Origin of the sequence: Paenibacillus physcomitrellae (assembly GCF_002240225.1) — a bacterium.
Lineage (GTDB): Bacteria > Bacillota > Bacilli > Paenibacillales > Paenibacillaceae > Fontibacillus > Fontibacillus physcomitrellae.
Genome location: NZ_CP022584.1, coordinates 783,532 through 797,294 on the forward strand (window position 1 = coordinate 783,532; position 13,763 = coordinate 797,294).

Consider the following 13,763-nt stretch of genomic DNA (forward strand, 5'->3'; position numbering starts at 1 on the left):
GGTCGAAAGCATATGTTTGGATCTAGAGGAGATCATGATGCGTAGTTTTTTATATTGTTCGGAGTCACTGTTTTGTTGGCTTTTGAAGGTTCCTCTGGATATGGATTTTCTTTTGGGTTAATTGGGCCTAATACAGGCATTTTCGGTTCATTTAGAGAATCCCAAGGGGCTAAAAAAGAAAAAGATAATTGAGCTTACGGAGAACGATAGTTCAATGATTCAAATTACATATTTTGCATGGAGGATGATTGTGTATGAGTCAAAACCGGGTAGAGAGTTTGGTCTGGCAATGGGATCATATTTGGGAGAAGGAAGAATGGATCGTTCCAGTGTCTACCGTGTTGGAGGGGATACCAGCAACAGCGGCAGCATGGAACCCCAAGGGGGAGGCAACTCGATCTGGAGGACGCTTTTACATATGAATTTTCATAATGAACGCAGGTTGCTTCGGCTGAATGGGGTTGAGCTCGGGCCGCCAACCATCTCCGATGAGGAGACGTTCCAAGGCAACGTGGATCCAGAAGATGAGGCTGAATGGCAGGCGCTAGTGAATCGAGCGAAGCACGTGGCGTCGAAGCTGCGCGATGCGCTCGGCCGTTTGACGGAAGAGCAACTGGATGCGCCATATGTCAGAACCGGACTTACGCTCGGGCAAGAACTGCTCAATTGGATCATGCACGATGCGTATCATGCAGGCCAGATCGTTCTGATTCGGAAGCAGCTAGGGGTATGGCGTAACGCATAACAGTAATGACAAAAGCCAAGATGCCTTTTAGATGAGAGGAAGGTTTCTTAGCCTTTGTTATCGTTAGAGCAGCCGCGTTTCGAGTTGACATTAACGAAAATAAACTTCCAGCACGGTGTAACGGATACCAATATCTTTGGCAAGCGAGTAGATGTGGAATCAGTCTTCAACAGTTTCGTGCAATTTGTAAACATTAACCTCATTCAGCCCACTGCCACTCTATTATTCGGCATTTTCAGAAGGAAAATTTGTTCGATCCGTTCAAGGTTACTTGGGCAGGTGCGAAGATGCATGACGCTCAGATCGGTGGTTTGATGAACCATACGATGAAGATGCTTCGTCCAAACATAACAATCGATGAGCAAGATCCACGGAGATCTTGCTCATTGTTATACGTCTAGGGAAAGAAAGAAGAATCCTTGAATGCAACAAAGACCGGGATAAACTTCATAAGAAAAACAACTTAGTATTTCAAGCGAGGAGAACAACTCATAACAAACCTATATAATGGGCACATCATATATGTAAATTGACATATTGACACAAATGTACCCTTTTAATTGGAGATTTACACTATTGGATTGTCAACAGAAAATCAGACAACTTTTTTAAGGGCTTCTTGGAGATAACCTCAGGCTCGCCTACAAGCGAGTGGTGCAGAATGTTCAAGATTTCACAAAACTTAAGCAATCTTAATAAAATCTGCTTTCTCCCAGAGAACCTTCAATCCGTGCATTGTTACGTTGAGATAAATCATCCTCATAAACCGAGCTCAGAGAGACTCGGATGCTCATCGGGACGCCGGCCTAAGGTCCAGAAAACTTTCGATCAGATTCGGGGATCGACATATCATTAATGGATGCGTATCGGCGCTTATTCAATCCCTTCTCGTTAAATTCCCAGTTTTCATTCCCATATGAGCGAAACCATTGTCCGCTATCATCATGCCATTCATAAGCGAAACGTACAGCGATGCGGTTGTCGTTAAAAGACCACAGTTCTTTTATTAGTCTGTAATCCAGTTCTTTTCTCCACTTTCTTGTTAGAAACGCTATAACTTCTACTCTGCCCACTGGGAATTCAACACGTTACGCCAGGAGCAATCTTCAGAGTAGTCCATTGCCATTAATTTAGGATCGCGCGTATTCCAATCATCCTCGGCTTTCCTTACTTTTGCTCTAGCTGTTTGTAAAGTAAAAGCTCTCAATATTATTCGCATACAAATCTCCTTCGTATCTCAGACACACGATTCTTAGACTATTCATAACAATCGTTATTCTGTGTTTGGATTAGTACATTATTGTATGAGATTTACCCAAGTGTAGTAATTGTCTAGACTAATACAACTTTGTCGGAGATCACATAATCATTCACCTTGTAACATCGTGGTTTATTGCTGATGCAAATGCCTATGGATAGGAATTTTCATTCCAATCCCTGTGTGTAAAAACATGAGACATGATCAAAATGATCGGGAATTTCTTTATTTTTAATACCCTTTTTTGTCATTTAACAAAATTTGTTTGGAATAATAATTCCGAAAAATGTTGACTTCTCTCTATCTCGAGGAGTATTATATGTTGCGTGGAACAATTATTCCAATTTATAAAAAGGAGGCTAATCGTCTAAAACCAAGTATATGAATGAATATCATTGTGGAATAGACCCAAATATAAATTAATTACAATCAAAAAGGAGAAACTAAAATGAAAATATATGACAAGCTCTTTATCGGTGGACAATGGAAAGCTCCAGTTAACCAAGAAGTAATTGAAATTCGTTCCCCACACGACCAATCCTTAGTTGGTAAAGCAGCACAAGCTTCACCGGCAGATATCGATTTGGCTGTTGCCGCAGCTCGAAACGCATTCGATAACGGTCCTTGGCCTAAAATGACACCAAGCGAACGTCAAGATTATGTCGCTCACTTCAATGAATTACATGCCGCGCGTGCAGATGAGATTGCTGCCCTAATTTCTTCTGAAAATGGCACACCTTATTGGTTCACGAACGGTTTGCAACATTCTTTAGCTGAGCAAACGAATGCTTACCTTCGTGCAGCAAAATCGTATGGCTGGGAAGAAACATTGAACAATGGCAAAGGACCTATTATTCGCCGAGAAGCAGTTGGCGTTGTCGCTGCAATTATTCCTTGGAACGCACCGCACCAATCCGCTCTTGCAAAAATGATTCCTGCATTGCTTGCAGGTAATCCGGTTATCCTGAAAGCATCGCCTGAAACGTCTCTTAACGCCTTGCTAATGGGGGAAATTTTCGCTGAAGTAGGATTTCCTGAAGGTGTCGTTAGCATCGTGCCAGCTGGACGCGAAACAAGCGAATATCTCGTTTCGCATCCTGGTGTTGACAAAATCGCATTTACCGGTTCGACTGGTGCAGGTCGCCGCATCGCTTCGATTGCAGGGGAACAACTTAAGCGCGTAAGCTTGGAGCTCGGAGGCAAATCCGCAACAATCATTTTAGATGATGCGAATCTAGAAGCTGCGGTACAAGGCTTGAAATATACGTCCTTCGTAAACAATGGGGAAAGCTGTATTGCACATACTCGAGTCCTTGTTTCCAATAAACGTTATGAAGAAGCGATTTCGTTAATTAAAACCATGACTGAAAGTCTCGTGGTAGGTAACCCTGCAGATCCGGCAACTTTCATCGGTCCTATGGTAAGAGAAGACCAACAAAAACGCGTAAAATCCTATATCGAATTGGGTATCCAAGAAGGCGCACGTCTCGTTACAGGCGGAACGGATGTTCCTGAAGGATTAGAAAGCGGCTTTTATGTAAAACCTACAATTTTCGCTGATGTCGACAACAGCATGCGTATTGCTCAGGAAGAGATATTTGGACCGGTACTCGTTGTTATTCCATATGAAGACGAAGCTGATGCCGTACGCATTGCAAACGACTCGCCTTTCGGTTTAGGTGGAGGGGTTTGGTCTGGTACACAAGAACACGGTCTCGAAATCGCACGTCAAATCCGTACGGGCGTCTTCGTTGTAAACGGTGCAGCGGCATCCTACGAAGGACCGTTTGGCGGGTATAAAGCGAGCGGCGTCGGTCGTGAATTTGGCGTTGTCGGTCTTGGTGCTTATGTTGAGCATAAATCAATCAATATCTAATATTTTCCTGATCAATTGAACCCTTTTACTGTCCTTAATCATTTTACTATTAGGTGATGAAGGGCAGTAACATTGTATATAGAGATGTGGTGAGTATGGGAAGAGAGAAGACATAAGGTCATATTGTACTGTCATTGATTGTCGAAGGATAAAAGACAAGGTGTTTTTAAGAAATACATTCTAATTATTTAGAATATATATTCCATCTGATTGTATGCTATTTTTAAATAGAATTAATGATATAGAAGTATTTTTCATTTCATGGTGTCTATCAGGGTGGGTTTTGCTACTTATAGGTTGGATTCTCGGAATATTCATTCCGAAACTCCTTGACCAATCTAGAGCAAAGAGCTACACTATTTATGGAATAAATATTCCAAACGAACACAAACCTGCATCGTGAAGGAGACATTTAATATGTATAAAGCCTAGCTGATTACAGGTAGTTCCCGAGGGTTTGGCCGAAGTCTTGCGTAAGCGGTACTTGCTAATGGAGATCGTCTCATTGCAACGGCTCGTAATACAGAACAGCTTGCTAATTTGGCGGACCGTTATGGAGACCAAGTTCGCCTCGTAACATTAGATGTGAATAAACTTGAACAAGCTGAAGCAGGAATTAATGAACAATGTGAACAATGTGATGAATATAAATTTAAATTCTGTATTCTTTAGTATGAAATACGAAATTCAGGCTATTTTACGCGCCGGTGGAGGCGCGATTGTCAACGTGGCTTCGGTCTTCTCGTCTAAGGCGCTTCCTCAGCGTGCCGCCTATACGGCAAGCAAGCACGGAGTAATCGGACTTTCAAAAACAGCGGCTCATGATTATGCAGATCAAAATATACGCATAAATGTACTAGCACCAGGTGTTATTGAAACACCAATGGTTGATGCTGGCGGTGAGGAAGCTGTACACATCGCGAGGTCTATCCCCCTTGGAAGAATGGGTAAGCCAGAGGAAGTGGCTAAAGTAATAGCTATGTTGCTTTCCGACGATGCTTCTTACATGACAGGAGCGCATGTAGTTGTCGATGGAGGTTTTTTGATTTAACTCAAACTAAAATCCAACATCCATTGTTTTCAAACCGGCACTTTATTGTTCTGGTTTCAGGCTGCACAAGCAATCCTCACCATCGCCAATGAACAAACTCCGCCGCTTCGCTTGCTGCTCGGAAGCGATGCAGTTTTGCTCGCAAACGCGATGGACAACGGTAAATTAGAAGAATCGAAGCGTTGGGAAAAACTTAGTCGCTCGACAGATTTCTAATTTGAATTACGTCTAAAAATTGATGGATTGTATCGGCTCTCGGAGGTGGCTATCCATGCCGCTCTCCGAACAGTCGTGCATATTAAGAAAGTAGGGGTTAAATTGAAAGCAAGTGCTAGAATCGCATTATTATCAATGGTTGTAACGACTACCTTCGGAACAATGATGGCCGCACCGGCTTTAAAACCACTTGCCGTGGCATTTCCTAATATAGACGCGCTATTAATACAGTGGGTCGTTACGATATCTTCCTTATTCATTTTACCGACATTACTTTTGTCAGGTTCGCTTAACAGAAAGTTTAATCGAAAATCAATCTTGATTGTGGGTCTTATCTTGTACTTAATCGGCGGCGTCGGACCAGCATTCATGAACTCATTCTCATTTATATTGGCGTGTAGGGCGCTCTTGGGCCTTAGTATAGGTTTGATATCGCCGACATTCAATTCTTTGATCGCGGAGAATTTTCAAGGAGAAGCGCGTTCTCGCATGAACGGCATTCAAACGTCCATCAATGGGATAGGTGGGGCTATCTTCCTGTCTATAGGCGGATTCATTGCGGCTCTTGGATGGAGAGACGTCTTCATGACATATTTCTATGCGGTCATCCTATTAATCTTGGTCATTGCATTCCTTCCTAAATTCCCGCCACTTCAGGTGGAGCAATCCGTTAAGTCTTCCACTAAGCTACCGAAATTTTTCTACGCTGTAGCGATAGCAGGCGGATTGCATACGATGATGTTTGCACTGCTTCCAACGAACCTTTCGTTATTTATTGCTGATAACGGTATCGGTAGTGTCTCGTCATCCGGCTACTTGATAGCATTCTCATTAGTCGGAGTATTTATTGGTGGATTATCTATAACGCGGTTAACAAAAGTATTGAAGAAAAGTCTCGTTCCGCTTGAACTGGGATTAATGGCTGGTGGTTTCCTGATTATCTCTTCGGCGCATGCGGTATGGACAGTCGCCTTGGCGGTATTCATGATTGGCTTGTCCGAAGGTGCGCTATTCCCGCTTTCTTTCATTAAAACGTCGGAAGTTGTGCCGAAAATGATTTTGACAACAGGGATCTCCTTGTTACTTGCCTGTGTCTACATTTGCCAGTTTCTAAGCCCGCTGTTCGTACAAGGAGTCGAAGCGCTGCTTCATTCGGATTCCACCCGCGACGTATTCACGGCTGTAGTCGTTGGATTGGCCGTGGTAGCCGTCGGGTTCCTGCTTTTTTCCCGAAACAAGAAAAGAGCAACAACCTCATACGTATCATAAAAACTATTAGGCGGTGCTAATTATGAGAAACATTGACAAAATTTATATTAACGGTGAATTTGTAACCCCTCGCGGAACGGAACGTCAGGAATTGGTGAACCCAACGACTAGAGAGGTTTTCGGATCTTTGGCGCTTGGTAACGAGGAAGATGCTAAGATTGCGATCGCGGCGGCGAAAGCGGCGTTTCCGGCTTTCTCGAAGACGTCGGTACAAGAAAGAGCAGATATGCTACAACGTTTGAACGATGCGATTTTGGCTAGAATTGACGAACTTGCTGAAGCTAACATCCTCGAATATGGTGCCCCTAGAATGCTTTCCGTTCCGCGCGTGCAATTGGCTGCGATGAATTTGATGATCAGTAAAGAGGCACTCAAAGAATTCGAATTCGTTCATTATATCGGGAAAGCCAAAGTCGTTTCCGAGCCAGTTGGCGTTATGGGGATCATCACGCCTTGGAACGCAACCTATTCGCAAATTACGGCTAAGCTGGGAGCCGCCATTGCTGCAGGATGCACCGTCGTTATTAAACCGAGCGAGATGAGCGGCTTGCAAACACAATTGCTGACTGAATGCTTCGATGCAGCTGGCATTCCAGCCGGAGTCATTAACGTCGTTAATGGACTTGGTGCAACAGTTGGAGCGGAGCTGACTAGCAATAAGGATATTGCGATGATCAACTTCACAGGCTCAACACGAGTCGGCAAAGAAATCCGCAGAGCTACGGTAGATTCGATGAAAAGAGTGACGTTGGAACTTGGCGGCAAATCGCCGTATATCGTGCTCGACGACGCAGATTTCTCCAAAGCGATTCCCGCGGCGGTAAAATCATGCTATTCGAATAACGGTCAGGCTTGCGTAGCCGGCACAAGATTGTTCGTTCCCGAACATCGCTTGGAAGAAGTGAAACAGCTGGCACGCGCAACGGTCGAATCGATGAAAGTTGGCTTGCCGACTGAAGCGGATACTGTGCTTGGACCGATTGTATCGGAGAAGCAATATAATCAAGTTCAACACTATATTAATGTCGGCATCCAAGAAGGAGCAGAACTCGTTATTGGTGGTGTCGGCCATCCAGAGGGACTTGAGCAAGGAAACTTCGTAAAACCGACGGTATTCGCTAGCGTTACGGAAGACATGACGATCGCAAATGAAGAAATTTTCGGACCTGTTCTTTCAATTCTGACGTTCAAAACTGTGGAAGAAGCCGTTGAAATGGCCAACAACACGGATTATGGCTTGGGTGCTTATATTAGCTCTGGTAACCTTGAGAAAGCGAACGAGCTTGCATCCTTGATTCAAGCTGGTTCGGTGCTCATTAACGGCGCGGGCTTCGAAATGAAAGCTCCATTCGGCGGCTTCAAGCATTCAGGTATCGGTCGTGAATATGGCGTACACGGCATGAAAGATTGCCTAGAGACAAAGACAATAACTGGATTTGACTTACCGATGTAATATCAATTAGCTAATTGGCACTTGCTATGATGATCCCCTTCAAGAATAAACTCAACCAAACTATCCTGTTACGATGGGGTTCGAGTGAGTCTTGGAGGGGATGTTTTTATGGCTAATGGCTTAAAAAGAAAGGTCGAGGCGAGATGAGATGTCAATTCGTAAGTTAAGAACAGGATAAGATTTGAGTTTTTATCATAAAGAAGAAGAACCTGACTCATAATAAAATGATTTTATACAACATACAAAATCGAAAGTTGGGAAGCCGCTTTAGACATTGCCATCTTAATCTTGCTGTTGTTAATCTTAATTGGCGTTTCAAACGTCGTACATCGGTTCGTTCCGGTTCTACCTGTGCCATTAATACAAATCGCAATCGGCCTCGTATTCTTCACTGTCTTTATCGTAGGTTATACCGTTAATTGGCTTATTCCATCAATTCCACTCGCCGTAGCATTCGGGTTGGCCGCTATCTTGTCGCCAACTGATACATTAGCGGTGACCTCATTATCTAGACGTATTAATTTACCAAACAGCCTAAAAAACGTACTTGAAGGGGAGGCGTTGATGAATGATGCTTCCAGTCTCGTCGCTTTTAAATATTCCATGGTAGCGATGGTAACTGGCTATTTCTCTTTGGCGCAAAGCAAGTGTGAGCTTTTTTGTCATTTCTATTGGTGGATTTTTAGTTGGCGCGGCTATCGCATTATTAATTACAGGTGTTCGGCAGATGCTTCGCCAGAGCGGGCTTGAGGATGAGACACTGCATATGTTGCTGCAAATCTTAACACCTTTTATTATTTATCTGATTGCCGAGCATCTAGGCGTATCAGGCATTCTCGCGGCAGTTGCAGGTGGACTTGTTCATGCAATAGAGAAAGAACGAATTGCCATATCGATGCCAGGCTTGAAAAGAGCTTCTGACCCCACGTGGTCCGTCCTTATGTTTTACTACTCTTCATTTCAAAGTTTTTTTACCATCGCAAGCGCTATAATTATTTACGGTGTTCTTCTTTTACTGAGATTTGTATGGTCGTTAGCATATTCCCTAGTAAGGAAATGGCTGGCTAAAGGGTTGCCTAGCTTTCGCACGCTCGCTTTGTCAACGATATCAGGGGCGGACAGTGCCGTTACTCTCGCTGGAGCATTTTCTACACAAGGAGAAGAAATCAAAGTTCGAATTCAAGCTCTAAACATTGAGCGCAATCATATTCTCGCCCGAATGGAAGTCGGAGCGATCACGAAAGAACAAGCTAATATTTATTATAGAATGCTCGACAATTTGGAACGCACGTTAACCACTCAAACGTCATTTGTTAAATGGCTAGTATTGATATGTAAGCAGTTGCTTCAGCAATTCAAAATGTTTTTGCACTAGGTATACAACGAAAAGACGAGAACTTTGTCCAACATAGAAGGGAGCCTCACTGGATTGCTGTGCAAGCCGAACGTGAAGCCGTTCAAACGTTATATGAAAAAGGGGAAATTAACCGCGAATATCGTCTTTTTTTACGAAGAATGATCCGTAATCGTGAATCGACACTGTACGAAATCGAGGAGTTAAGTTTACAATAAAGTTTAAGAGGTGGGGGATATATGAGTAAAAAACAAGACATTATGACGGCCACACTTGACTTAATTCACGAAGAGGGCCTGCAGTCTGTTACATTTTCCAAATTATTCAAGCGTGCGAATGTCGGATCAGGCACGATCTATAACTACTTCTCAAACAAAGAGGATTTAGTGAATGAGGTATACAGAGATTCGCGCTCAAAAATGGGGGAGTACCTTATACAAGGTTACGACGCGAATGCAAGCTTGTACGAACGATTTAAGTGCCTTCAGATGAATCGGTTGGAATTCGGCATGCATTTTCCGAAAAAATTTTTATTTATCGACAGTTATTCTTTTTCGCCATATATATCTCCTGAGCTGCGTAATCTGGATGATGAATATAATTCCAGTAAAATTGTTCAGGATTTGATCATTGATGGCCAAAGGAATGGGATAATCAAAGAGATGGATTCACATCTTTGCCACCAGTTGCTTCACGGTATCATTTCTTCGATTTTGAAAGGTTACTTTGTAAATAAATACCCTTTAAACGAATTGCAAATTCAACAAATAATCGAAGCATCATGGAAAGCAATATTGGTTTAATGAGGAGACTGTTGTGCGTATTCGTGCACATTCTTTTTCGACTTCAGTGGTAGTTATAAACTTTTCCATGAATGTTTTGAGTTATTTGGGATCAACCTATATTATCTTTTTCAATTGAGGAGTGAAAATCGTGACAAAAATTAATGCAAATGAATCGATTCTGACATTTATTAATGTATTTAAAGTAGAACCAGAAAACCAACAGCGTGTCGTCGAATTGCTGACTGAGGCAACAGATAGTTCTGTTAAATACGCTCCTGGATTTATTTCTTGTGCTTTACACAAAAGCACTGATGGAACTAAAGTAACGATGTACGCACAATGGAAAGATTTGGATCATTACCAAGCGATGCGTGACGATCCAAGGCCATTGCCATTCTTCAAAGAAGCTTTGACAATAGCAACATTCGATTCAGGCATGTATGAGGTTGTGAAAACGTTCGAATATACAGAAGCATAATAGTAACCTGTCTGAGTAGTAACGTATTCCGTTAATGCTCCACCATCAACAGCACTATCTTTTATTTTTTATCTGTAAAACACGTTAAAATTAGTTAAAGGTTTAGAAATTATATAGAAAGGAGGTAGATTAACTTCTTATGAGGAAATCGCTCGTTATTGTCGCTCATCCAAATCTAGACAACTAACATATGTACAAAATACGAGTTTTGTGAAAAAGTAGTACCGGATAAGAAAGGCCAAAGCTTCAAACTGGCCAAATTCGTACTTTTGCACCTTATTCTTATAACTCCAAATAACTCAGATAACTTCAAGCATTTATTCCTGGTTATAACCACTGTTTTGAACTTTTTAAATCTGTGCAATTCTTTTTAAATCTGTGCAATTATCGTTCATAATAATCACGCAATCCACACATCATTACATTATTAATAATCGAATAATTGTTTTGAATCCAATTGGCTTTGTTGATCTTATTAACAAACCCCTTGATTATTGCTTTGGAATCAGGTTGTTTGGTTCGATTCACAGCGACTTTCAATTTAGAACTGTTCCGTGAACTTTAAAGCGTTCTTCATCCTTGAATTTATTTTTTGCATTTTGATTTCTTGCATTCTTGCATTGTTGTAATCTGCTCCCACATTTAATGAAAACGTTTACTAAAACTGTTCCTATCAAATCCAGCCTGGCCCATTCCAATCACATTCAATCCATGATCCCTCAGAACCGAATTGCCGAATTGACCTGATGAAGCTTGCTCCCTACAACGGAACAACGGAAGCCTACCACCAGATCCTGGTGTTTCTGCTGCTCGTGATCCCCTGCTCTGTAACAGAATAAAAATCCGCCTCCTTTCCTGTCTCCCTGCGCTTTTGATCAGCACCAGCACTTGTATTGACAATGGCAATAACACCTTGTATTGAGAGACGCCTCCTCCTATTTAAGCCCTGGAACGGGCCAGCAAATACAGAAAATACGGCGCACCGATGATGGCGACGATGATCCCCGCCGGAATCTCTGAAGGCTGAAGAATCAATCGGCCCAGCATGTCGGCAACAATGACCATCAGTGAGCCCATAAACGCGGAAGCCGGAAGCAGCATTTGATGTTTGACGCCAACCAGCCTTCTTGCTGCATGGGGCCCGATCAGCCCAACGAATCCGATGCCTCCGCTGACCGCTACACAGGACCCGGCCAGGCCGACTGCGGCCGCCAGCAGTACGACTTGCTCTCTGGAGACCTTGGCTCCAAGGCCGGTCGCCGTCATTTCGCCCAGGTTAAGCACGTTCATCGTTCTCGCTTTATAGAAGACAAACGGAAGCAGGATTATAATAAACGGCAGCAAGGCCAGCACGAATTTCCAATTGGTGCCCCAGATGCTGCCTGCCATCCAGGTGGCGACAAATTGATATTGTTCTGGACTGATCCGCAGCGTGATGACGATCATTACTGGAGTAATCGGGGGAGATGATTCCGTTATTTACCTGTAAAAGCCTCCATTAAGCTCGCCGCTTTCCGAAGGCTCCTCTACCATTCTTATAAAAGCTTCGAAGGATAGATAACCAGACGTTATAACCTGGGACAGGCGGCTTTGCCCTGCTTATCCGTGCTAATTGATATTCGTACCAGCCCAATTCGAGCAGCGAAGACAACTGTTTGTCTACCCAACCCACGCCTGTCTGAATGGGTGAGATTTTAACCGTTTCATACCGTCCTTCATATATACGATTCGGTAGGTCGGGAACGAGAGCAAACGGCTTGGCCATGCCAACCATATCGACGTCTCCGCCGGAGATTGCTTCGGTCATTCCTGCTTCAGAGCGAAAACCGCCCGTAACGACTAAAGGAGTAGAGACTAGCTTTCTTGCTTTTTGAGCATATTCCAAAAAATAAGCCTCTCGTTCTTTTGTGCTTCTTTTCACATTGTTTCCCATCATCTTGGGGTTTTCATAGTTTCCGCCGGATATTTCGATTAAATCTACTCCCGCCTCGGCCATTTGCTTGAGAACGACCATAGATTCCTCTTCCGTAAAACCGCCTCTTTGGAAATCTGCTGAGTTTAGTTTGAGTCCAACAGGATAATGACCGCCTACCTGCTTTCGGATTTCGTAATATACTTCCAGCAGAAATTTCATCCGGTTAGCTAGGCTCCCGCCCCATTCATCGGTCCGCTGATTATGATGAGGGGATAAAAATTGATTGATCAGATAACCATGTGCACCATGGATTTGAACGCCTGTAAAACCGGCTTTTTTAGCGATCCTTGCCGCATTCCCGAAACGATTAATCAGATCTCGAATTTCTACTGCCGTTAGGGCTCGAGGAGGATTAAAATAATTGCCAACCCCGCCGGAGAGCGGGATTTCACTCGGAGCTACAGGCTCTCGGCTCAAATTTTTAGGAGACTGCTTGCCGGGATGATTTAACTGCATCCAGAGGTGAGTTCCATTTTGTGTTCCTGCTTTTGCCCACCTCATCAGCAGGTTCATATCGCGTTCGTCTTCAATGGCCACATTACCAGGTTCTCCAAGCGCCCGCCTGTCAATCATAACGTTCCCTGTCATGACAATCCCCGCACCTCCTTTAGCCCATGTTTCATATAACGTCATAAACCGAGGGTTAGGACTACCGCTTGCCGTCGCCAAAGTTTCACTGATAGCTGACTTAAACAAACGATTTTTGATGATGACTCCGTTTGGAAGTTCTAATGGATTAAATAAGATAGAATGTGCCACATTTGATCTCTCCTTCATTCATTTATGAGAACTGCTTAATCTTGTTCTGCTGGATCCGGAAGAAGAAAACCATATTCCATCATATGTCCTTCAATATGTTCTGTAAGTGTCTTTAGCAGTCCGATTGTGCTTGTAGCAGGATCCAGATAATAAAAGTTCATCGTTCCCCGGCGATTCATACTGACGATTTGGGCATTTTTCAAAATTTTCAGATGATGGGAGACCGCTGGACGGGATAGATTCGTTTGCAAAGTGATTTCATTAACCCGCATCCCTTCACAACCGGCATTCATTAATGCAATCATGATGGATTGTCTGGTTTCATCACCGATAGCGGTTAATACGTTTTGACACTGTTTGAATTTCAGCGCTAACTGCCGGGAACTTTCGTGACTATCGATAAGGCTCCCTCCTGTTCTTTGGTTTAATCTTTCGAACGACTAGATCATAGCATAAAGATTCCACGAAATAAGATTGGGAAAGAAATTCGAGACGATTGAAATAGCCGTGTTGTATTGACGAAAGAATGAGAAACGGATTACTT

At 43.2% G+C, this 13,763-nt stretch carries 12 protein-coding genes and 2 pseudogenes; 10 read left to right on the top strand and 4 right to left on the bottom strand.

What is annotated here, in order from left to right; translation table 11 throughout:
• Positions 1-316: 316 nt before the first annotated feature.
• Complete coding sequence (locus CBE73_RS03530) at positions 317-745, top strand: DinB family protein (RefSeq protein ID WP_229752506.1); 429 nt, start codon at positions 317-319, stop codon at positions 743-745.
• Positions 746-1,551: 806 nt separating this feature from the next.
• Here CBE73_RS03530 and CBE73_RS03535 read toward each other — a convergent pair.
• Positions 1,552-1,964 (bottom strand): annotated as a pseudogene (locus tag CBE73_RS03535) (DUF1348 family protein).
• Positions 1,965-2,451: 487 nt separating this feature from the next.
• Between CBE73_RS03535 and CBE73_RS03540 the strand changes: the two are divergent.
• The 9 genes from CBE73_RS03540 (at position 2,452) to CBE73_RS03580 (ending at position 10,485) form a co-directional block, all read left to right on the top strand.
• Complete coding sequence (locus CBE73_RS03540) at positions 2,452-3,879, top strand: aldehyde dehydrogenase (protein WP_094093024.1); 1,428 nt, start codon at positions 2,452-2,454, stop codon at positions 3,877-3,879.
• Positions 3,880-4,474: 595 nt separating this feature from the next.
• On the top strand, positions 4,475-4,930 hold the full coding sequence (locus tag CBE73_RS03550; protein ID WP_157739388.1) for an SDR family NAD(P)-dependent oxidoreductase: 456 nt from the start codon (positions 4,475-4,477) through the stop codon (positions 4,928-4,930).
• A 45-nt stretch (positions 4,931-4,975) separates the two neighbouring features.
• A complete protein-coding gene (locus CBE73_RS22080; RefSeq protein ID WP_174704654.1) occupies positions 4,976-5,146 on the top strand; it encodes a hypothetical protein in 171 nt (56 codons plus the stop codon).
• Between the two features lie 165 nt (positions 5,147-5,311).
• A complete protein-coding gene (locus CBE73_RS03555; RefSeq protein ID WP_229752524.1) occupies positions 5,312-6,415 on the top strand; it encodes an MFS transporter in 1,104 nt (367 codons plus the stop codon).
• Positions 6,416-6,437: 22 nt separating this feature from the next.
• A complete protein-coding gene (locus tag CBE73_RS03560; protein ID WP_094093027.1) occupies positions 6,438-7,868 on the top strand; it encodes an aldehyde dehydrogenase family protein in 1,431 nt (476 codons plus the stop codon).
• 294 nt (positions 7,869-8,162) lie between these two features.
• Positions 8,163-8,618 carry a cation:proton antiporter domain-containing protein gene (locus CBE73_RS22635; protein WP_425320416.1) on the top strand — a complete coding sequence of 152 codons (456 nt, stop codon included), beginning with the start codon at positions 8,163-8,165 and terminating at the stop codon, positions 8,616-8,618.
• Complete coding sequence (locus CBE73_RS03570) at positions 8,518-9,243, top strand: cation:proton antiporter domain-containing protein (RefSeq protein ID WP_094093029.1); 726 nt, start codon at positions 8,518-8,520, stop codon at positions 9,241-9,243. Before CBE73_RS22635 ends, CBE73_RS03570 begins: the two co-directional genes overlap by 101 nt.
• A 218-nt stretch (positions 9,244-9,461) precedes the next feature.
• Positions 9,462-10,025, top strand: coding sequence for a TetR/AcrR family transcriptional regulator (locus tag CBE73_RS03575; protein ID WP_094093030.1), 564 nt, complete (start codon positions 9,462-9,464; stop codon positions 10,023-10,025).
• 130 nt (positions 10,026-10,155) lie between these two features.
• The gene (locus CBE73_RS03580; protein WP_217349725.1) at positions 10,156-10,485 is read left to right on the top strand and encodes an antibiotic biosynthesis monooxygenase family protein; all 330 of its coding nucleotides are present in this window, start codon (positions 10,156-10,158) and stop codon (positions 10,483-10,485) included.
• Between the two features lie 939 nt (positions 10,486-11,424).
• Here CBE73_RS03580 and CBE73_RS03585 read toward each other — a convergent pair.
• From CBE73_RS03585 to CBE73_RS03595, 3 genes and pseudogenes are all read right to left on the bottom strand, one after another.
• Positions 11,425-11,943 (bottom strand): annotated as a pseudogene (locus CBE73_RS03585) (FecCD family ABC transporter permease); the annotation flags it as partial.
• A gap of 40 nt (positions 11,944-11,983) precedes the next feature.
• Positions 11,984-13,219 (bottom strand): NADH:flavin oxidoreductase/NADH oxidase family protein, encoded by a 1,236-nt coding sequence (locus CBE73_RS03590; RefSeq protein ID WP_229752505.1) that lies wholly within the window; start codon positions 13,217-13,219, stop codon positions 11,984-11,986.
• Between the two features lie 35 nt (positions 13,220-13,254).
• Positions 13,255-13,620, bottom strand: coding sequence for an ArsR/SmtB family transcription factor (locus CBE73_RS03595; protein WP_229752523.1), 366 nt, complete (start codon positions 13,618-13,620; stop codon positions 13,255-13,257).
• Positions 13,621-13,763 lie beyond the last annotated feature (143 nt).